The organism is Pseudomonas asplenii, from assembly GCF_001293465.1.
GTDB classification, from domain to species: domain Bacteria; phylum Pseudomonadota; class Gammaproteobacteria; order Pseudomonadales; family Pseudomonadaceae; genus Aquipseudomonas; species Aquipseudomonas fuscovaginae_B.
The window spans coordinates 60836-82278 of the sequence record NZ_JSYZ01000018.1; the positions used below are offsets into that span (position 1 = coordinate 60836).

Annotated in this window: 18 protein-coding genes and 3 tRNA genes; 1 reads left to right on the plus strand and 20 read right to left on the minus strand. The window is 64.5% G+C overall.

Annotated elements, in window-relative coordinates:
* Positions 1-27: 27 nt before the first annotated feature.
* The gene (locus PF66_RS21885) at positions 28-927 is read right to left on the minus strand and encodes a LysR family transcriptional regulator (RefSeq protein WP_054063819.1); all 900 of its coding nucleotides are present in this window, start codon (positions 925-927) and stop codon (positions 28-30) included.
* Between the two features lie 124 nt (positions 928-1051).
* Here PF66_RS21885 and PF66_RS21890 point away from each other — a divergent pair, with 124 nt between their 5' ends.
* A complete protein-coding gene (locus PF66_RS21890; protein WP_054063820.1) occupies positions 1052-2245 on the plus strand; it encodes an MFS transporter in 1194 nt (397 codons plus the stop codon).
* 94 nt (positions 2246-2339) lie between these two features.
* Here PF66_RS21890 and PF66_RS21895 read toward each other — a convergent pair.
* The 19 genes from PF66_RS21895 to leuC form a co-directional block, all read right to left on the minus strand.
* Positions 2340-2416, minus strand: a tRNA-Asp gene (locus PF66_RS21895).
* A gap of 117 nt (positions 2417-2533) precedes the next feature.
* Positions 2534-2610 (minus strand) — tRNA-Asp (locus PF66_RS21900).
* Between the two features lie 72 nt (positions 2611-2682).
* Positions 2683-2758 (minus strand) — tRNA-Val (locus tag PF66_RS21905).
* Between the two features lie 136 nt (positions 2759-2894).
* Positions 2895-3653, minus strand: coding sequence for an SDR family oxidoreductase (locus PF66_RS21910; protein ID WP_192842717.1), 759 nt, complete (start codon positions 3651-3653; stop codon positions 2895-2897).
* Positions 3654-3670: 17 nt separating this feature from the next.
* Positions 3671-4882, minus strand: a complete 1212-nt coding sequence (locus PF66_RS21915) for an O-succinylhomoserine sulfhydrylase (RefSeq protein ID WP_054063821.1) — start codon at positions 4880-4882, stop codon at positions 3671-3673.
* Positions 4883-5085: 203 nt separating this feature from the next.
* Positions 5086-6591, minus strand: a complete 1506-nt coding sequence (purF, locus tag PF66_RS21920) for an amidophosphoribosyltransferase (protein ID WP_017904424.1) — start codon at positions 6589-6591, stop codon at positions 5086-5088.
* Positions 6592-6632: 41 nt separating this feature from the next.
* Complete coding sequence (locus tag PF66_RS21925) at positions 6633-7190, minus strand: CvpA family protein (protein ID WP_054058661.1); 558 nt, start codon at positions 7188-7190, stop codon at positions 6633-6635.
* Positions 7191-7284: 94 nt separating this feature from the next.
* Positions 7285-7998 (minus strand): SPOR domain-containing protein, encoded by a 714-nt coding sequence (locus tag PF66_RS21930; protein ID WP_054063822.1) that lies wholly within the window; start codon positions 7996-7998, stop codon positions 7285-7287.
* Positions 7982-9289, minus strand: coding sequence for a bifunctional tetrahydrofolate synthase/dihydrofolate synthase (folC, locus tag PF66_RS21935; RefSeq protein WP_054063823.1), 1308 nt, complete (start codon positions 9287-9289; stop codon positions 7982-7984). Before folC ends, PF66_RS21930 begins: the two co-directional genes overlap by 17 nt.
* Complete coding sequence (gene accD / locus PF66_RS21940; RefSeq protein ID WP_054058351.1) at positions 9286-10206, minus strand: acetyl-CoA carboxylase, carboxyltransferase subunit beta; 921 nt, start codon at positions 10204-10206, stop codon at positions 9286-9288. Before accD ends, folC begins: the two co-directional genes overlap by 4 nt.
* A gap of 106 nt (positions 10207-10312) precedes the next feature.
* Complete coding sequence (locus PF66_RS21945) at positions 10313-10933, minus strand: phosphoribosylanthranilate isomerase (RefSeq protein ID WP_054058350.1); 621 nt, start codon at positions 10931-10933, stop codon at positions 10313-10315.
* A gap of 63 nt (positions 10934-10996) precedes the next feature.
* Positions 10997-11821 carry a tRNA pseudouridine(38-40) synthase TruA gene (truA, locus tag PF66_RS21950; protein ID WP_054058349.1) on the minus strand — a complete coding sequence of 275 codons (825 nt, stop codon included), beginning with the start codon at positions 11819-11821 and terminating at the stop codon, positions 10997-10999.
* Positions 11822-11959: 138 nt separating this feature from the next.
* Positions 11960-14581, minus strand: a complete 2622-nt coding sequence (locus PF66_RS21955; protein WP_054063824.1) for a FimV/HubP family polar landmark protein — start codon at positions 14579-14581, stop codon at positions 11960-11962.
* 208 nt (positions 14582-14789) lie between these two features.
* Entirely contained in the window at positions 14790-15791 is a 1002-nt protein-coding gene (locus tag PF66_RS21960; RefSeq protein ID WP_054063825.1) for an aspartate-semialdehyde dehydrogenase, read from the minus strand.
* Between the two features lie 233 nt (positions 15792-16024).
* Entirely contained in the window at positions 16025-17137 is a 1113-nt protein-coding gene (gene asd, locus PF66_RS21965; RefSeq protein ID WP_054059667.1) for an aspartate-semialdehyde dehydrogenase, read from the minus strand.
* Between the two features lie 68 nt (positions 17138-17205).
* A complete protein-coding gene (leuB, locus tag PF66_RS21970; RefSeq protein WP_054063826.1) occupies positions 17206-18288 on the minus strand; it encodes a 3-isopropylmalate dehydrogenase in 1083 nt (360 codons plus the stop codon).
* Between the two features lie 57 nt (positions 18289-18345).
* Positions 18346-19110 (minus strand): class I SAM-dependent methyltransferase, encoded by a 765-nt coding sequence (locus PF66_RS21975; protein WP_054063827.1) that lies wholly within the window; start codon positions 19108-19110, stop codon positions 18346-18348.
* Between the two features lie 154 nt (positions 19111-19264).
* Positions 19265-19909, minus strand: a complete 645-nt coding sequence (leuD, locus tag PF66_RS21980) for a 3-isopropylmalate dehydratase small subunit (RefSeq protein ID WP_017906554.1) — start codon at positions 19907-19909, stop codon at positions 19265-19267.
* Between the two features lie 10 nt (positions 19910-19919).
* Positions 19920-21338: a 3-isopropylmalate dehydratase large subunit gene (gene leuC, locus PF66_RS21985; RefSeq protein WP_054063828.1), complete on the minus strand. Its 1419-nt coding sequence runs from the start codon at positions 21336-21338 to the stop codon at positions 19920-19922.
* Between the last annotated feature and the right edge of the window lie 105 nt (positions 21339-21443).

Below are 21443 nucleotides of genomic sequence, written 5' to 3' on the forward strand. Positions count from 1 at the left end.
GCGCGCGCTTTTAGTGTCTTAAATACCTTACGACAGCGATTTTTCAGGAAAAAGACCTTCGCTCAGGTGGTCGATCAGTACCCGCAGTTTTGCAGAGGCATGACGACTTGACGGCCAGAGCATCCAGAAAGTTCCGCTGTGCTCCAGGTAATCGTCGAGCACCCGCACCAATCGTCCCTCGGCCACCGCCTCGTGGATCATGTAGTCCGGCAGGCAGGCGATCCCCAATCCTTGCTGGGCCACGTAACCCAGCACCTCGATCGGCGAGGAGATCATCAGCGTCTTCATCGCCGGCTCCGCCTCGCCCGGAGCCAGGCGCAGCGGCCAGGGTTCCAGCTTGCCGGTGGCGCAGAACTTGTGCCGCAGGCTGGCATGCCCGGCCAGGTCGGCCGGCACCCGTGGCGTGCCGTACTGGCGAAAATAGTCGGGCGCCCCCACCAGTGTCAGTTGGTAGCGCCCCAGGGCGCGGGACATCAATCGCGAGTCCTGGGGCTGGCCGGTGCGCACCACGGCATCGAAGCCCTCCTCGATCACGTCCACCATGCGATCGGACAGGTCGACTTCCAGCTCGATCTGCGGGTAACGCCGCATGAATGCCACCAGCACCGGCATCACCAGCCCGCGCGACTGCGGCAGGCTGATGCGCAGCTTGCCATGGGGCTCGCGGGTGGTGTCGATCAGTTCCTGCTCGGCGGCCTCGGCCTCGGCCAGGATGCGCCGGCTGCGTTCCAGGAACAGTGCGCCCTCGGCAGTGAGCGTGATACTGCGGGTACTGCGGTGAAACAGCCGCACACCGAGCCGGGCTTCAAGACGGGCAATGCTTTTGCCCACCGCCGAGGAGGACACCCCGAGCACTCGGCCCGCCTCGGTGAAACTGCGGGTGTCGGCAACCTGCACGAACACCGAAATACTGCCCAGGCTATCCATCGTCTGGCTCTCCAGGATTACGGACATCAACGTCCGATAAGTTTGGAACTCTAGCCTGTTTTTCTCCCTGGCGCCGTTCTCTAACCTCGCAGCCTTGTCTCGCCCATCACCGACAAGGACTCCCATGAACACACAGCGCTGTAGCGCCACCTCTTCGGCAGAAACCGACCGCCTGCCGCTTTCCGGGCTGCTGGCCCTGGCCGCGGCCGGTTTCATCACCATCCTCACCGAGGCGCTGCCGGCCGGACTGCTGCCGCAGATGAGCACTGACCTGGGCGTCAGCCAGGCGCTGGTCGGACAATTGATCACCGCCTACGCCCTCGGCTCGCTGCTCGCCGCCATTCCCCTGACCCTGCTGACCCAGGGTTGGCGGCGTCGGCCGCTGTTGCTCGGCGCTGTCGCCGGCTTTGCGCTGGTCAATGCGGTCACCGCGGTGTCGAGCCACTACTGGCTGACGCTGCTCGCCCGGTGGCTGGCCGGAGTGTTTGCCGGGCTGCTGTGGGCATTGCTGGCCGGTTATGCCAGCCGCATGGTGGCCAGCCACCTGCAAGGCCGGGCAATCGCCATCGCCATGCTCGGAGCGCCCTTGGCCCTGTCCCTGGGCATTCCCCTCGGCACCTTCCTCGGCAACAGCTTCGGCTGGCGCCTGAGCTTCGCGATCATGAGCGCGATGACCCTGCTGCTGATCGGCTGGGTCCGCTGGCAGGTGCCGGACTTCGCCGGGCAGAGCGCCAACCGACGCCTGCCGCTGCTGAAGGTGGCCAGCCTGCCCGGCGTGCAGGCGGTGTTGCTGGTGACCTTCCTCTACGTGCTGGGGCACAACATCCTGTACACCTACATCGCGCCGTTCCTGGCACCGGCTGGCCTGGTCGAACGGGTTGATCAGGTGCTGCTGGTATTCGGCCTCGCCGCCCTGTTCGGCATCTGGGGGACCGGCCTGCTGATCGATCGCTGGCTGCGGCAACTGACGCTGATCAGTTGCATTCTGTTCGGCGGCTCGGCCGTGGCACTGGGATTATGGAATGCCTCGGCCATCCCGATTCATGTCGCTGTCGCGGTCTGGGGGTTGTCCTTCGGTGGCTTGCCGGCGCTGCTGCAGACCGCCCTGGCGAAAACAGCCGCAGAAGCCGCCGACATCGCGCAATCGATGCTGGTCACGGTGTGGAACCTGGCAATTGCCGGTGGCGCCATGAGTGGCGCGCTGGCGCTCAATGGACTGGGCGTGCAGGCCCTGCCGTGGATAGTGGCCGGCTTGCTGGCCGTGGCGTTACTGACGACCGCCCAGGCCCGGCGCAGTGGCTTCCCCGCCAGTGGCTGAAGCGTCGAAGGCGTTCTCGCAGGCAAAAAAAAGCCCCGATAAATCGGGGCTTCTTCTTTCGCTTCGAGGAGTTCAAGGGCCTCGAAGCCTTGTATGGCGCAGCGGACGGGACTCGAACCCGCGACCCCCGGCGTGACAGGCCGGTATTCTAACCGACTGAACTACCGCTGCGTATCGCTCGGACTTGCGTCCGTTTGAAACTTTCAAACCCGTGACAAGGAAAGCTTCGGTACCTTCCCTGTCGCAGATCGTTCGTTTGCTTACCAAACAATCGATCTGTACAAAATATGGCGCAGCGGACGGGACTCGAACCCGCGACCCCCGGCGTGACAGGCCGGTATTCTAACCGACTGAACTACCGCTGCGCGTCGGTTGGAGGTTCTTCACAGAACTTCCGATTCTCTTGCGAGATGCTTTCTTGCGAAAGACTCGAGAAGTGGTGGGTGATGACGGGATCGAACCGCCGACCCTCTGCTTGTAAGGCAGATGCTCTCCCGGCTGAGCTAATCACCCTTTGCTTCGTCGAGGCCGCGAAATTTACGCAGGTAGAGAACCTAAGTCAATAGCCTGCTTGAAGTTTTTCTGAAAAAGACACATTCATGTCAGTTCCGGTACCACGAAAACCTCATGCCAAGCGGGCTGCAGCGCCCTACTCGGCGTAAATCATCTTCCGGCTCATGCCGCCATCGACCACGAATTCCTGGCCGGTGACAAAACCCGCGCCCTTGGACAACAGCCATGCCACCATTGCCGCCACATCCTCGACCGTGCCGACCCGGCCCACCGGGTGCTGGGCATGGTCGCTCTCGCTCAACGGCTCGGCCCGACGCTGCGCCGGGTCACGAGCATCGATCCAGCCCGGGCTGACCACGTTCACCCGGATCTCCGGCCCGAGGCTCATCGCCAGCGCATGGGTCAATGCCAGCAGGCCACCCTTGCTCGCCGCATACGCCTCGGTATCCGGCTCCGACTGCGTGGCCCGGGTCGAGGCGATATTGACGATGGCCCCGCAATGGGCGCGCAGATACGGCGCACAATGCTTGGCCAGCAGCATCGGCCCGCTGAGGTTGACCGCCAGCACCCGATTCCAGTGCGCCAGGTCGAGGCTTTCGAGGGTGATGTTGTGCGGATCGGCAATCGCCGCGTTACAGACCAGCGCATCGAGCCGGCCGAAGCGCCCGAGCACCTCGGCCACGCCCCGGGCCACTTGCGCCTCGTCGGAGACGTCCATGGCGATGAAGCAGGCGTTCTCGCCAAACACCTCGGCCACCTTGCCACCGCGCACCGGATCCAGGTCCGCCAGCACCACCTGCCAGCCCTCGCTGATCAGCCAGGCCGCGATCCCCAGGCCGATGCCCCGTGCCGCGCCGGTCACCAGCGCGACGCGGCCGTTGTTGCCAACGCCCACCTCGAAACCCAACTCGATCACAGTGCAGCCAGGCCGCGCGCCAGGTCGGCCTGCAGGTCAGCCACGTCTTCCAGGCCGACCGCAACGCGGATCAGGCTGTCGCGGATCCCCGCCGCTTCACGCTCCTGCGGCGACAGACGGCCGTGGGAAGTGGTGCTCGGGTGGGTGATGGTGGTCTTGCTGTCACCCAGGTTGGCGGTGATCGAGATCATCCGGGTGGCGTCGATGAAGCGCCAGGCGCCCTCCTTGCCCCCCTTGACCTCGAAGCTCACCACCCCGCCGAAACCACGCTGCTGGCGCTGGGCCAGTTCGTGCTGCGGATGACTCTTGAGGCCGGCGTAGTGGACTTTCTCGATGCCGTCCTGCTGCTCCAGCCATTCGGCCAGGGCCAGGGCATTGGCACAGTGGGCACGCATGCGCAGGTTGAGGGTTTCCAGGCTCTTGAGGAAGATCCAGGCGTTGAACGGGCTGAGGCTCGGGCCAGCGGTGCGCAGGAAGCCGACGACTTCCTTCATCTGCTCGTTGCGACCGCAGACCACGCCCCCCATGCAACGGCCCTGGCCGTCGATGTACTTGGTCGCCGAATGCACCACCACGTCCGCACCCAGCTTCAGCGGCTGCTGTACCGCTGGCGTGCAGAAGCAGTTGTCGACCACCAGCAGCGCGCCCTTGGCGTGGGCGATTTCCGCCAGGGCGGCGATGTCCACCAGCTCGGCCAGCGGGTTCGACGGCGATTCGACGAACAGCAGCCTGGTGTTGGGCCTGATCGCCGCCTCCCAGCCGGACAGTTCCGCCAGCGGCACGTAGTCGACCTCCACGCCAAAGCGCTTGAAGTACTTCTCGAACAGGCTGATGGTGGAACCGAACACGCTGCGCGATACCAGCACATGGTCGCCGGCGCTGCACAGACTCATGACCACGGCCATGATCGCCGACATGCCGGTCGAGGTCGCCACGGCCTGCTCGGCACCTTCCAGCGCGGCAATGCGCTCTTCGAAGGCACGTACGGTCGGGTTGGTGTAGCGCGAATAGACGTTACCCGGCACATCGCCGGCAAAGCGCGCGGCCGCGTCGGCGGCGGTGCGGAAAACGTAGCTGGAGGTGAAGAACAGCGGATCGCTGTGCTCGCCTTCCGGGGTGCGGTGTTGACCGGCACGGACGGCCAGGGTGTCGAAGGCTACGCCGTCGAGATCGCTGTCCAGCCGACCGGCATCCCATTCCTGACTCATGCTGCCACTCCTTGCTCTCAATCTTTGGAAGATACGGAACCGGCCCCTGGAGAGACGCATATGACTGTAGGAGCAGGGCTTGCCCGCGAAGAGGCCGCCCAAGGCCGCCAAAAGCTTCGCGGGCAAGCCGCGCTCCTACAGGGATCGCGGCCTGCTCAAGGAACGCGGCATACCAGACGCCGCGCCACAGGGCCGGGTTCCAATCAGTTGTTGTACAGATCGATAATCGCGCTGACCGCCTGGGTCTTGGCCTTGGCCGCGTCGTTGCGCGCCTGCTCGATCCGGTTCAGGTAGTGCTCGTCGATATCGCCGGTGACGTACTTGCCGTCGAATACCGCGCAGTCGAACTGTTCGATCTTGATCTTGCCACCGCCCACGGCTTCGATCAGGTCCGGCAGGTCCTGATAGACCAGCCAGTCGGCACCGATGAGGTCGGCAACGTCCTGGGTGGTACGGTTGTGGGCGATCAGTTCGTGGGCACTCGGCATGTCGATGCCGTAGACGTTGGGGTAACGCACAGCCGGGGCCGCCGAGCAGAAGTAGACGTTCTTCGCCCCGGCTTCACGGGCCATCTGGATGATCTGCTTGCAGGTGGTGCCGCGAACGATGGAGTCGTCCACCAGCATCACGTTCTTGCCGCGGAATTCCAGCTCGATGGCGTTGAGCTTCTGCCGTACGGATTTCTTGCGCGCCGCCTGGCCCGGCATGATGAAGGTCCGGCCGATATAGCGGTTCTTCACGAAACCTTCGCGGAATTTCACGCCCAGGTGGTTCGCCAGCTCCAGGGCCGCGGTACGGCTGGTGTCCGGAATCGGGATGACCACGTCGATGCCATGGTCGGGACGCTCGCGCAGGATCTTCTCGGCCAGTTTCTCGCCCATGCGCAGGCGCGCCTTGTACACCGACACGCCGTCGATGATCGAGTCCGGACGCGCCAGGTAGACGTGTTCGAAGATGCACGGGGTCAGGCTCGGGTTGGTCGCGCACTGACGGGTGTGCAACTTGCCGTCTTCGGTGATGTAGACCGCTTCGCCCGGAGCCAGGTCACGGATGAGGGTGAAGCCGAGCACGTCCAGGGACACGCTCTCGGAGGCGATCATGTACTCGACGCCTTCATCGGTGTGACGCTGGCCGAACACGATCGGACGAATGCCATGGGGGTCGCGGAAGCCGACGATACCGTAGCCGGTGATCATCGCCACCACCGCGTAGCCGCCGACGCAACGGTTGTGCACGTCGGTCACTGCGGCGAACACGTCTTCCTCGGTCGGCTGCAGCTTGCCGCGCAGGGCCAGCTCGTGGGCGAACACGTTGAGCAGCACTTCCGAGTCGGAGTTGGTGTTGACGTGACGCAGGTCGGACTCGTAGATCTCCTTGGCCAACTGTTCGACGTTGGTCAGGTTGCCGTTGTGCGCCAGGGTGATGCCGTAAGGCGAGTTGACGTAGAACGGCTGGGCCTCAGCCGAAGTCGAGCTGCCGGCAGTCGGGTAGCGCACATGGCCGATGCCCATGTGGCCCACCAGGCGCTGCATATGGCGCTGCTGGAATACGTCACGGACCAGTCCGTTGTCCTTGCGCAGGAATAACCGGCCGTCATGGCTGGTCACGATACCGGCAGCGTCCTGGCCGCGGTGCTGGAGCACGGTTAGCGCGTCATACAGCGCCTGATTGACGTTCGACTTACCGACGATACCGACGATGCCACACATGCGACGCAACCCCTACTTAATGAATCTGAACTGAACGACTCTTACTGGGCGGGTTTGCCCGGCAAGAGATGCTCCTTGAACGGAATATCAGCGGGTACGCTGATTCCGCTGGCCAGCCACTGACTGCTCCACCCCAATATGAGGTTCTTTGACCAATCTGCAACCATTAAAAATTGTGGCACGAGCCGGGACTCCTGCCACCACGGATCCTGCTGTACCGGCCCGAGGCTGAGCAGCCCGACCGCGACGACCACCAGCAGCGCGCCACGCGCGGCGCCGAAGGCCATGCCGAGAAAGCGATCGGTCCCGGACAGGCCGGTGACGCGAATCAACTCGCCGATAAGGTAATTGATCATGGCGCCGACCAGCAGGGTCGCGACGAACATGATTGCACAGCCCGCGATCACGCGAGCCGAAGGTGTCTGGATGTAGTCGGTGAGGTACACGGACAGCGAGCCACCGAACATCCAGGCGACCACACCGGCGATGATCCAGGTGAGCAAGGACAAGGCTTCCTTGACGAAGCCGCGACTCAAGCTGATCAAAGCAGAAACGACGATTACCGCGATAATCGCCCAGTCAACCCAGGTAAATGGCACAGTGCAGCCTACAGACGGATAAGGCGGCGCATTTTAGCAGAGCGCCGCCTTGCTGGTAAGGCAGTTGTTCGGTGGATTTCGTACAACCCGGCGCTTAACCGCGCTCGGGCTGGAAACGAACGACAAAACCCTTCAGGTTCTGCTGGCGACCGAGCAGGTCGCGCAGGCGATCAGCCTCCGCACGCTCGATCAGGGGACCGACGAAGACCCGGTTCTTGCCATCGGCGGAACGGATATAGGCGTTGTAGCCCTGGCTGCGCAAGCTCTTCTGCAGGCTCTCGGCACCCTCCCGGCTCGACAGGCTGGCCAGTTGTACCGACCAACTGATCGGCAGACCGTTGGGGTCGACGCGATTCTGCGTGGTATCGAGCTTCGCCGGAGCCTGCGCCACCACCTGGGCCGGCGTCTGCGCGGGTACCGCGGCGGGCTTGGCCGCCGAAGCAGGCACGGACGCGGGGGTCGCCGGTTTGGTCGTCGCTACCGGAGCCACCGGCTTGGTCGCAGGGACGGCTGGAGCGACCGGCGTCGCAGTGGCCGGCTTGGCCGCAGGCGCTGCCGGAACGGCCACGACCTCGTCGTCCTCTGGCGGCAAGGGGTCCTGGGGCAGGTTTTGCGGCTCCGGCACGGCCACCGGCTCGACATGCACCTGGGGCACCACGGGGGCCTGTGGCGCCGCTGGCGGGTCGACACGCACCTGGCGCTGTTCATCCTGACGGGAAAACAGCATCGGCAGAAAGATCACCGCCAGCGCCACCAATACCAGCGCGCCGACCATCCGCTGCTTGTACGCCCTATCCAGCAATGCCATCTGCAGCTTCCTCCGTGGCGCGCCGGGCCAGCCATTCCAGCGCCTCGGCTACGCAAAAGAACGATCCGAACAACAGAATCTCATCATCGACCGTGGCCTGGGCACACTGCCCTTCCAGCGCCGTGGCCACGCTTTCATACACCGTCACCGCCGCGCCGCGGGCCTGCAAGGCAACCTGCAGGTCCGCAGCCGGGCGGCTGCGCGGCGACTGCAGCGGCGTGACCGCCCAATGCTGCACATGGCCATCCAGCTGCGCCACCACGCCGTCGAGATCCTTGTCCGCCAGCAGGCCGAACACCGCCAGGCGTCGTCCGGCCAGCGGCTGGCGTGCCAGACGCTGGGCCAGGTACTCGGCGGCATGCGGGTTATGCCCGACATCCAGCATCAGCCTGACCTGCCTACCCTGCCAGTTGACGGTCCGCCGGTCCAGTCGACCCACGATCCGCGTCGCCTGCAGGGCGGCACCGATGCGCTCGGGCTGCCAGGGCAACCCCATCAGCGCATAGGCCTGGAGTGCCAATGCGGCATTCTCCATCGGCAGGTCCAGCAACGGCAGGTCGTGCAGTTCGAGCGGCAGGCCCTGGCCGTCGACACCGCGCCACTGCCAATGACGGTCGGTGGACGCGAGGTCGAAATCGCGGCCGCGCAGCAACAGCGGGCTGTTCAGCTCACGCGCCTTGTCCAGCAGCGGCTGGGGCGGATTCAGGTCACCGCACAGCGCCGGCCGGCCCGCACGGAAGATCCCGGCCTTCTCGTAGGCCACCGACTCGCGGGTGTTGCCCAGGTACTCGGCATGATCGACGCCGATACTGGTCACCAGGGCGAAGTCGGCGTCGACCACATTGACCGTATCCAGGCGCCCGCCAAGACCGACTTCCAGCACCACGGCATCCAGCTGTTCACGCTCGAACAGCCAGAACGCCGCCAGGGTGCCCATCTCGAAGTAGGTCAGCGAGGTATCGCCACGGCCGGCTTCCAGCGCGACGAAGGCCTCGCACAGCTCGGCATCGCTGGCCTCGACACCGTTGATCTGCACGCGCTCGTTGTAGCGCAGCAGGTGTGGCGAACTGTAGACGCCGACCTTGAGACCTTGCGCCATCAACAGCGAGGCGACGAAGGCGCAGGTCGAGCCCTTGCCGTTGGTGCCCGTAACGGTCACTACCCGGGGCGCCGGCTTGCCCAGCCCCATGCGGTTCGCTACCTCTTGCGAGCGCTCCAACCCCATGTCGATGGCCGATGGATGCAGTTGCTCCAGGTAGGCGAGCCAGTCGCCCAGGGTACGTTCGGTCATACTTTTGCCGGTGCCGGTGGAACAACGACAGGCTCGACAGGTGCCGCCACGTACACAGGCGTCGGCAGGCCCATCATCTGCGCCAGCAGGCTACCCAGGCGCGGACGCAGCTCCTGGCGTGGGATGATCATGTCGATGGCACCGTGTTCCAGCAGGAACTCGCTGCGCTGGAAGCCTTCCGGCAGTTTTTCCCGTACGGTCTGCTCGATCACGCGCGGGCCGGCGAAACCGATCAGCGCCTTCGGCTCACCGACGATCACGTCGCCGAGCATCGCCAGGCTGGCGGAAACCCCACCGTAGACCGGGTCGGTCAGCACGGAGATGAACGGCAGGCCTTCTTCGCGCAGGCGTGCCAGCACGGCCGAGGTCTTGGCCATCTGCATCAGCGAGATCAGCGCTTCCTGCATCCGCGCACCGCCGGAAGCCGAGAAGCAGACCATCGGGCAACGTTTTTCCAGGGCGTAGTTGGCCGCACGAACGAAGCGCTCGCCGACGATGGCGCCCATGGAGCCACCCATGAACGAGAATTCGAACGCCGATACCACGATCGGCATGCCCAGCAGGGTACCGCTCATCGAAACCAGAGCGTCTTTTTCGCCGGTCTGCTTCTGTGCCGCGCTCAGGCGGTCCTTGTACTTCTTGCCATCGCGGAACTTCAGGCGGTCGACCGGCTCCAGGTCAGCCCCCAGCTCGACGCGGCCTTCGGCGTCCAGGAAGATATCGATGCGGGCGCGGGCGCCAATACGCATGTGGTGGTTGCACTTGGGGCAGACGTCCAGGGTCTTTTCCAGCTCCGGACGATAGAGCACCGCGTCGCACGACGGGCACTTGTGCCACAGGCCCTCGGGCACCGAGCTCTTCTTCACCTCGGAACGCATGATCGAAGGGATCAGTTTGTCTACTAACCAGTTGCTCATGCTTTCTTTCTCCAATTCGTTTTCGGCCCGTCGGACAACCGGGCCCGCCTGTTTTCTGTGGCGGTAAGCATGGACGGCGGCAGATTGCCGCCCGTCACATCGGCAATCAACTGGCGCGCACCGCCTGGATGAACGCCTTGATCTTCGCGGGGTCCTTGATGCCCTTGCTCTGCTCGACCCCGCCGCTGGTATCCACGGCATACGGCTTGACCTGGGCAATGGCCTGCGCCACGTTGTCCGCAGTCAGGCCACCGGCCAGGATGATCGGCTTGCTCAGGCCCTGCGGCACCAGAGACCAGTCGAAGGCCTCGCCGGTTCCACCCGGCACGCCTTCGACATAGGTGTCGAGCAGGATGCCGCTGGCACCGGGATAGGCCCGGCAGGCCGCGGCGATGTCGTCACCGGCCTTGACCCGCAGCGCCTTGATGTACGGCCGGTTGAAGCCCTCGCACTGCGCGCCGGTCTCATCGCCATGGAACTGCAACAGGTCCAGCGGCACCGCATCGAGAATCTCGCCCAGCTCGCAACGACTGGCGTTGACGAACAGGCCCACGGTGGTGACGAACGGCGGCAGTGCGGCAATGATCGCCCGCGCCTGCTGGAACGTCACCGCCCGCGGGCTCTTGGCATAGAACACGAAACCGATGGCATCGGCTCCGGCCTCGACCGCGGCCAACGCATCTTCAATGCGGGTGATTCCGCAAATTTTGCTGCGAACGGCGGACATGTCGTCAGAACCCCAAGGTTTTCCGGATAAAGGCCCGGATGGTAGCAAATGCTTTTCCAGGCGTCAGCCGGCAAGCTCCGAGAAACCGGTGAGGAAGTGTGGCCCGATATAACGTTCGGGCAACTCGAACTCGTCGCGGTACTCCACCTGCACCAGGTACAACCCGAACGGATGCGCCGTCACCCCACCCGTACGACGGATGCGACTCTCCAGCACCTCGCGCGCCCATTCGACCGGGCGTTCACCGGCACCGATAGTCATCAGCACACCGGCGATATTGCGCACCATGTGGTGCAGGAAGGCGCCGGCACGGATGTCGATGACGATCATCTTGCCGTGCCGGGTGACCCGCAGGTGGTGCACTTCCTTGATCGGCGACTTGGCCTGGCATTGCCCGGCGCGGAAGGCGCTGAAATCGTGGGTACCGACCAGGTAGCGTGCGGCCTCGGCCATACGCTGCTCATCCAGCGGCCGATGGTTCCAGGTGATTTCCTCATTGAGGTGCGCCGGACGGATCTGGTCGTTGTAGATCACGTAGCGGTAGCGCCGGGCGATGGCCTTGAAGCGGGCATGGAAATGCGCCGGCATGACCTTGGCCCAGGTGACACTGATGTCATGGGGCAGATTGATATTGGCGCCCATGGTCCAGGCCTTCATCGAACGCTCGGCGCGGGTATCGAAATGCACCACCTGCCCGCACGCATGCACACCGGCGTCGGTGCGCCCGGCGCACATCAGCGAGACCGGCGAGTCCGCCACCTTCGACAGCGCATCCTCCAGGGTTTCCTGGACCGACAGCACGCCCGAGGCCTGGCGCTGCCAGCCACGGTAGCGCGAGCCTTTGTATTCCACGCCCAGGGCGATGCGGAAAAAGCCTTCGGCCGCCATTTCGGCAGCCGGGTTATCTATATTTGCCAAGAACTTGCAGCCTGATGATTAACGCAAAGGCGTGCATTATAAGGCGCGCGCCCATAACGACAACGGCAGCCCGTGGGCTGCCGCTGTTTTTACCGCTATCGGTTCGACTCAAGCCAGGCGCTTGAGCATCTCCCTGGCTTCGCTCTTCTGCGCATCGCTGCCTTCGCTGATGACCTCGGCCAGAATATCGCGGGCGCCATCCTTGTCATCCATGTCGATGTAGGCCTGGGCCAGATCGAGCTTGGTCGCCGCCTCGTCGGTTCCGGCCAGGAAATCGAACTCCGGCTCATCATCCCCCAGGGCGGCGTCCTGCTCGGTAAAGCTCGGCGTCGCCAGCGGCGGCTGCTCCAGGCTCTGGGACAGGCGATCCAGCTCGGCGTTGACATCGTCGAGCTCGTCGGTGAAGGCGTTCGGCCCGGTGTCGGCCAACAACTCGTCAGCCAGCAGATCATCCGCCGCCAGGTCGTCAGTCGCCAGGTCATCGGCCAGCGAAAGATCGAAGTCCGCCGGCAGCCCCAGATCATCCAGCGCGTCGAGGGTCGGCACCTCACCCTCCGGTGCCTTGGGATCATCGGCCAGCCCGAGCAGGAAGTCGTCATCGGCCTGGGCCGCAGCCACCGGTTCGTCACCGCCCAGATCCAGGTCGAAGTCGGAGAGATCGTCCAGACCGCTCAGATCATCCTTGGCTTCGGTCTGCTGCGCCAGTACCGACTCGAAGCTCAGATCGTCGTCGAGCTGCAGGTCATCCAGGCTTTCCTCGACAGTCGGAGCGGCGACTGGCGCCACCGACGGAGAGACGGCTTCCAGGTCATCCAGGCTGAGGTCGAAGTCGTTGTCGAATTCATCCACAACCGGCTCGGGTGCCGCGGCAACCACAGGCTCCGGTGCAGCGACCGGGGCCGGCTCGTCATCCTGCAGCAGCTCCTGGACGAACTGCTCGTCCAGTTCGGCGGCGGCAGCGGCTGCGCCCAGGCCTGCCGCAGCAGCGGCGGCCACGGCCACCATGGCAGGGAAGCGGCTCTTGAGCTGTTCGACCCGAGCCTGGTTATCGCCATTGGCCGGCAGTTGCCGCTCCTGGCGCACAAAGGCATCGCGGTCACCCTGGCGACCGTAGACTTCCATCAGTTTCAGGCGCAGATCGCTGCGCTGCGGCTCGAACTTGACCGCCTCCTCCAGCAGATCGGCGGCCTGGTTCAGATGACCGCGTTCGATGTGCAGCTCAGCCTGACCCAGGACATCGGTCGGACGTTCAGCGACGGGAGCCGGCGCCGGGGCCGGCGCCAACTTTACATTGGGCGCGGGTACCTCCAGGCCCTCGAAGCTGCTTTCCGGCATGTCCAGGTCGGCCGCGAAGTCGGTCTCTTCCGACAACGCCTTGGCCATGCGCTGATGCTTCTCGGCTTCCTGCTGGGCCTTTCGACGACGGACCAGCAACAGCAGGAGCAGCAGCGCCACCAGCACCACGGAACCGGCAATCAGCCCCATCAGGATCGGGCTGGACAGCAGGTCGTCGAGCTTGCGCTCTTCGCTCGGTGCCGGCTGGACCGCTGGCTCGACCGGCTTGGCCGCCTCGGCGGGAGCCGGTGCAGGGGTGGCGACGACCGGAGCGGGCTCAGGCTTGGCCACCAGTTCGGCCGACACCGCCGGCTGGGTCGGCGCAGGTGCCGGAGCGGCAGCGGCGGCCGCCCCTTCGGCCTGCAGCTTGGCCAACTGGTCGTTCTTCAGATCGATGAGGCGCTGCAGCTTGTCCAGCTGGCTCTGCAGGTCTTCCATGCGGCTTTTCAGTTCGGCGTTGTCGCGACGGGTCGCGTCGAGGCTCTCCTGGGTCACCGCCAGCTTGTCGCTCAGGGCCTTGCTATCGCCGGCCGCCCCCTTGCCGCCCTTCTTGCCGTTCTCGGCGGAAACCAGGCTCAGCTTGTCCTTGCGCTCGCCCGCGACAGGCGCGCCCTCCCCGCCCTTGTGCCGGGTGGCGTCGAGCTGCTGCTTGCCAGCGGCATGGCCGGCACGACGTCCCTGGCGCCAGGCGGCGTTCTGCGCGGCCACCTCGGCGATCGCCTTGGACTGCGGCAGCGCAGTGCTTTGTACGGTATCCGGCAGACGCAGCACCTGGCCGGTCTTGAGGCGGTTGATGTTGCCATCGACGAAGGCCCCCGGATTCAACGCCTGGATCGCCAGCATGGTCTGCTGCACGGAAGCGCCATTACGCTCCCTGGCAGCGATTTCCCAGAGGGTATCCTTGGCCCCGGTGGTGTACTGCTTGGCCCGGGTCGGTGCGGTGACCGGCGCGTTCGGCGCGACAGCCGGCTTGGCGGCCTCGCCTGCCGGTGCGTATCTGGATGGATCGAGCAACACGCTGTAGTCGCGCATCAGCCGGCCCTGGGGCCACTGCACCTGGACCAGGAAGCGTACGTAGGCCTCGGACAGCGGCTTGCTGGAGGTCACTCGAACCACGCTGCGACCGTTGGGATTGACGACGGGCGTGAAGGTCAGGTCATTCAGGAAATCCTGGCGGTTGACGCCGGCATCGCTGAACGCCTGGGGAGAAGCCAGGCTGGGCACGATATCGGAAGCGCTGAGACCACCGACATCCTGCAATTCGATTTCCACCAGCAGCGGCTGGTTCAGGGTCGACTTGAGGGTCATCTCCCCAAGCCCGAGGGCATGCGCCATACCGGAAGACAGCGCCGAAGCGGCCGCTATTGCTAACACCAGTTTGCGAACTTGAACCATCAGCCTCTTCCTTTGTTTGTGCGTTCCTCGGCCAGCGAGAAGGTGGTGTAGCTGCCTTGCGGCATGGTGTGCGGCCGTGGAAATACGAGCGCATCACCCTGTTGTCGCCGATGCCCCTGCAAGTGCCCGTGGGGCAGCTCACCTTCAGCAACCAACCTGAGCATAGCGTCAGGCCAGAATCATTCTGCAAATTGTCGCCAAGTATCTTTTACAGCGGGTCTTTTATCAACAGCTCGGCCAGTTGCACGGCGTTCAGCGCGGCGCCCTTGCGCACGTTGTCCGTGGTCAGCCACAGGTTGAGCTGTGCCGGATCATCCACGCCATGACGAACCCGTCCGACATAGACCACATCCTGGCCCACGGCGTCACCGACCGCGGTCGGATAATCGTCGCCATCGACCAGCTCGATACCCTCGGCGGCCTCGAGCGCCGCGTTCACCGCTTGCAGATCGACGTCGGCAGCGGCCTGCAGGGACACACTATAGCTATCGCCAAAAAACACCGGGGCTTGAACGCAAGTGACTGAAATTTTTAGTAAAGGTGCTTGCAGCAGTTCGCGCAACTCGTTGACCAGGCGTTTTTCCAGGGGAACATGGCCCCGGGCATCCGGCTTGCCGACCTGGGCCAGCAGGTTGAAGGCCACCTGACGGTCGAAAACCCGGGGTTCCAGCGGGCGCATGTTCAGCAGTTCGGTGGTCTGCCGGGCCAGCTCGCTGACCGCTTCACGCCCCTGGGTGGACATTGCCAGGCAGGCGGTCAGGCTCACCTGGCGAATCTCCAGCAAACCCTTGAGCGGTGCCAGGGCCACGGCCAGCGCGGCGGCCGAAGCGCTCGGGCTGCCGACCTGCAGCGGCCTGCCCAGGCCCGACAGCACCTCGGCATTGGCTTCCGGCACCACCTGCGGCGCCGGCAAGGCGCCCGACAGGTCGATCACCGTGCAGCCAGCCGCCGTCGCCCGTGGCGCAAAACTGAGGGTGACCGCCGGCCCCGCGGCAAAAAACACCAGTCGGGCCTTGGCGAAGTCGAACTCATCGACTTCGCGAACACGCACGTTCTTGCCCCGGAATGGCACCGATTGCCCGGCCGACTCGCTGCTGGCCAGCAGATGCAGGTTGGCCACCGGAAAATCCCGCTCTTCGAGGATCTGCACCAGGGTTTCGCCGACCGTGCCGGTGGCACCGATCACGGCAACATCAAGGGACTGGCTCATGGGATTCTCCTCAGGCAAAACGGGGGGGTGCGCACTTTACCCGTGACCGCGCGGTCAGGCAATTTGCCGGTACCTCTGTAGGAGTGGGCGTGCCCGCGAATACGCCCCTGAAATACCGGAAGCTTCGCGGGCACGCCCGCTCCCACAGGGACCACGCGACCGTGAGCGCACCACAGGAAATAAAAAGCCCGCGGCTCTTGCGAGTCGCGGGCTGTCTTCACGCCTTCAGCGAATCAACGCTCCAGCAGGATCCGCAGCATGCGGCGCAGCGGTTCGGCAGCGCCCCACAGCAGCTGGTCGCCGACGGTGAACGCGCCGAGGAACTGCGAGCCCATGTTCAGCTTGCGCAGACGGCCCACCGGGATGTTCAGGGTACCGGTGACCTTGGTCGGGCTCAGCTCCTGCATGCTGATCTCGCGCTGGTTCGGCACCAGCTTGACCCAGGGGTTGTGCTGGCTGATCAGGCCTTCGATGTCGGCCATCGGCACATCCTTGTTCAGCTTGATGGTCAGCGCCTGACTGTGGCAACGCATGGCGCCGATGCGCACGCAGATGCCGTCCACCGGGATCGGGTTCTTGAAGCGACCGAGGATCTTGTTGGTCTCGGCCTGGGCCTTCCACTCTTCGCGGCTCTGGCCGTTCGGCAGTTCCTTGTCGATCCACGGAATCAGGCTGCCGGCCAGCGGCACACCGAAGTTCTCGGTCGGATAGGCATCGCTGCGCATGGTCTCGGCGACCTTGCGGTCGATGTCGAGGATGGCGCTGGCCGGGTTGGCCAGGTCATCGGCGACCGCCGCGTGGGTCGCGCCCATCTGGCGGATCAGCTCACGCATGTTCTGTGCACCGGCACCGGAAGCGGCCTGATAGGTCATGGCGCTCATCCACTCCACCAGGCCAGCCTCGAACAGGCCGCCCAGGCCCATCAGCATCAGGCTGACGGTGCAGTTGCCGCCGATGAAGTTGCGGGTACCGGTATCCAGTTGCTGGTCGATGACCTTGCGGTTGACCGGGTCGAGGACGATCACCGCGTCATCCTGCATCCGCAGGCTGGACGCGGCATCGATCCAGTAGCCCTGCCAGCCGGCTTCGCGCAGCTTGGGGAAGACCTCGCTGGTGTAGTCGCCACCCTGGCAGGTCAGAATCACGTCGAGGGTTTTCAGCTCTTCAATGCTGTAGGCGTCCTTCAGCGGAGCAATATCCTTGCCCACGGCAGGGCCCTGGCCACCGACATTGGAAGTGGTGAAGAACACCGGCTCAATAAGATCGAAGTCCCGCTCTTCCAGCATCCGCTGCATGAGCACGGAACCGACCATACCGCGCCAACCGATCAGACCTACACGTTTCATCGCAACTACACCTTTTACAAAAGTGGGTCACCGCTTCCGGGGATGAAAGAGGCGGTGGGCCCGAGAGATTACAGATTCCGCAGCGCCTCGGCTACTGCGTTACCCATTTCCTGCGTTCCGACCCGGGTACAACCCTCGGACCAGATATCGCCGGTGCGCAAGCCGCGGTCCAGCACCAGGCTTACCGCCTGCTCGATGGCGGCGGCCGCTTCGTGCAGGTTGAAGCTGTAGCGCAGCATCATCGATACCGACAGGATGGTTGCCAGCGGGTTGGCAATGCCCTGCCCGGCGATGTCCGGAGCCGAACCGTGGCAAGGCTCGTACATGCCCTTGTTGTTGGCATCCAGGGACGCCGACGGCAGCATGCCGATCGAACCGGTGAGCATCGACGCCTCGTCGGAGAGGATGTCGCCGAACATGTTGTCGGTGACGATCACGTCGAACTGCTTCGGCGCACGCACCAGTTGCATCGCCGCGTTGTCGACGTACATGTGGCTCAGTTCGACGTCCGGGTAGTCCTTGGCGACCTCCTCGACCACTTCACGCCACAGCTGGCTGGATGCCAGGACGTTGGCCTTGTCCACCGAGCAGAGCTTCTTGCCACGCACGCGGGCCATGTCGAAACCGACCCGGGCGATACGGCGGATTTCGCTTTCGCTGTACGGCAGGGTGTCGTAGGACTGGCGCTCGCCATTCTCCAGCTCGCGGGTACCACGCGGTGCGCCGAAGTAGATGCCGCCGGTCAGTTCGCGCACGATCAGGATATCCAGGCCGGCGACGATTTCGCGCTTGAGGCTCGAGGCATCGGCCAGTTGCGGGTAGAGGATCGCCGGACGCAGGTTGCCGAACAGGCCCAGTTGCGCACGGATCTTCAGCAGGCCGCGCTCCGGGCGGATGTCCCGCTCGATCTTGTCCCACTTCGGCCCGCCAACGGCGCCCAGCAGCACCGCATCGGCAGCGCGGGCACGTTCCAGGGTCTCGTCGGCCAGGGGCACGCCGTGCTTGTCGATGGCCGCGCCACCGATCACGTCGTGACTCAGTTCGAAGCCCAGGTCGTACTTCTCGTTGGCCAGTTCCAGCACCTTGACCGCTTCGGCCATGATTTCCGGACCAATACCGTCGCCTGGGAGAATCAGAATCTGCTTGCTCATGCTTTCCTCATGTCATCTGTCGGCGCACCGGTGATACCGGGCGACCTGGAAAAAAGTCTATCGCTCGGCCCACAGCACCAGTACATCTGTACTGAACGAACCATCGGCCTCAATCTCAAAATATTCCCGCACTTCGGCGCCCATCGCCTGCTGCAGCTCGCGAATCGCCACCCGCAACGCCGCCGGGGTGCGCATGCGCTCGACCCAGGAGGTGTACTCCAGACGCAAGCGCTGGCGGCTGGTGCTGCGCACGTGCAGACCCGCCTCGCTGACCTGGCGCGCCCACTCGGCGGCCGAATAATCGCGCACGTGGCTGGTGTCGCGCAGCACCTCGACGGCCTGCAGGTAGGTGTCGAACAACGGGCTGCCAGGCGACATGACGTCGATAAAGGCTGCGACGCCACCGGGTTTCAAAACCCGCCGCACTTCCCGCAGGGCCAGGCCGAGATCGCTCCAGTGATGCGCCGAGTAGCGGCTGAAGACGAAATCGAATTCGCCATCGGCGAACGGCAGGCTCTCGGCCGCGCCGCGCACCGTCACGATGTTGTCCAGGCCACGCTCCGTGGCGGCCGCGGCGACCACGTCGAGCATCTGCTGCGACAGGTCATAGGCCGCCACCTTGGCCACCAGCGGCGCAACGTGGAAGCTCACATGGCCGGCGCCGCAGCCCAGATCCAGCACCCGCGCGTCGGCGCGCCCGGCCAGTTCGGCCTGGAGCAGCGCGAACTCGGCGCCCTGGGCGTGTACGGCGCTGCTCAGGTAGGCAGCCGCCTGTTCACCGAACTGCTTTTGTACCACTTGGCTGTGGGCATTGCTGGTCATGGGGTGGTCCTTCTGTCGGGTTGCCAGGGCGTTGCAGGGGTTTGAGGGCCTCTTCGCGGGCAAGCCCGGCGCCTACAGGTTGGGTGCGTATATTCGGCACAACTCTGTAGGCGCCGGGCTTGCCCGCGAAGAGGCCCGCCCCGCCTACATCGGATCAGGCGTCGCGAAACAGCCAAGGCTGGCTGGCACGATGCCTGGCCTCGAACGCCGCGATCGCGTCGCCGTCCTGCAGGGTCAGGCCGATGTCATCCAGGCCGTTGAGCAGGCAATGCTTGCGGAACGCATCGACTTCGAAGTGATAGACCTTGCCATCCGGACGGGTCACGGTCTGGGCCGCGAGATCGACGGTCAGTTGGTAACCCGGGGTGGCCTCGACCTGCTGGAACAGCTCGTCGACTTCGCTGTCGCTGAGAATGATCGGCAACAGGCCGTTCTTGAAGCTGTTGTTGAAGAAGATGTCGGCATAGCTCGGCGCGATGATGCTGCGGAAACCGTACTCGTCCAGGGCCCACGGCGCGTGCTCGCGGCTGGAGCCGCAACCGAAGTTCTCCCGGGCCAGCAGCACACTGGCACCCTGGTAGCGCTCGGCGTTGAGCACGAAGTCCTTGTTCAGCGGACGCTTGGAGTTGTCCTGGTAGGCATAACCGACGTCCAGGTAGCGCCACTCGTCGAACAGGTTGGGACCGAAGCCGGTACGCTTGATCGACTTGAGGAACTGCTTGGGAATGATCTGATCGGTATCGACGTTGGCACGGTCCAACGGCGCGACGAGACCGGTGTGCTGGGTAAAGGCTTTCATGTGTTTTTCCTCAGATCAATTCGCGAACGTCGATGAAACGGCCATTGATGGCAGCCGCCGCGGCCATGGCCGGGCTGACCAGGTGGGTACGCCCACCGGCACCCTGGCGCCCTTCGAAGTTGCGGTTGGACGTCGAGGCGCAGTGCTCGCCGCTTTCCAGGCGGTCCGGGTTCATCGCCAGGCACATCGAGCAGCCCGGTTCACGCCACTCGAAACCGGCTTCGAGGAAAATCTTGTCCAGGCCTTCCGCTTCGGCCTGGGCCTTGACCAGGCCGGAGCCCGGCACCACCAGCGCCTGCTTGATGGTCGAGGCCACCTTGCGGCCCTTGGCGATCGCCGCCGCCGCCCGCAGGTCCTCGATCCGCGAGTTGGTGCAGGAACCGATGAATACCCGGTCCAGCTGGATGTCGGTGATCGCCTGGTTGGCGGTCAGGCCCATGTACTTGAGCGCGCGCTCGATGGAACCGCGCTTGACCAGGTCCGGCTCCTGGGCCGGGTCCGGTACGTTCTGGTCGACGGCGAGCACCATTTCCGGCGAGGTGCCCCAGCTGACCTGCGGCTTGATCTGGGCGGCATCGAGCTCGACCACGGTGTCGAACACCGCATCGGCATCGGACACCAGGTCCTTCCAGGCCTCGACGGCACGCTCCCACTCCGCGCCTTTCGGAGCGAACGGACGGTCCTTGACGTAGGCGACGGTCTTTTCGTCGGCCGCCACCAGGCCCACGCGGGCACCGGCCTCGATGGACATGTTGCAGATGGTCATGCGGCCTTCGATGGACAGGTCGCGGATGGCGCTGCCGGCAAACTCGATGGCATGGCCGTTACCGCCAGCGGTGCCGATCTTGCCGATGACGGCCAGCACGATGTCCTTGGCGGTCACGCCGAGCGGCAACTGCCCCTCGACGCGGACCAGCATGTTCTTCATCTTCTTCGCGACCAGGCACTGGGTGGCGAATACGTGCTCGACCTCGGAGGTGCCGATACCGTGGGCCAGGGCCCCGAAGGCGCCGTGGGTCGAGGTATGCGAGTCACCGCAGACCACGGTCATGCCCGGCAGGGTCGCGCCCTGCTCCGGGCCGATCACGTGGACGATGCCCTGGCGCACGTCGTTCATCTTGAATTCGGTGATGCCGAACTCGTCGCAGTAGTCGTCGAGGGTCTGTACCTGGATACGCGACACCTGGTCGGCGATCGCCTCGATGCCGCCCTTGCGCTCGGGGGTGGTCGGCACGTTGTGGTCCGGCGTGGCGACGATCGAATCGACCCGCCATGGCTTGCGCCCGGCCAGCTTGAGGCCTTCGAACGCTTGGGGCGAGGTCACTTCGTGGATGATGTGACGGTCGATGTAGATCAGCGACGACCCATCATCGCGCCGTTTCACTTCATGGGATTCCCAAAGCTTGTCGTAAAGCGTTTTGCCGGCCATCAGACGTTTCCTCATCAGCTTGTTTCTATGCCCCGGGCTTATTGATGACTGTTCTCAATAACCCTTTGGCTTGTGAGGTCGATGCTATGAGGTTAGAGTGAATAA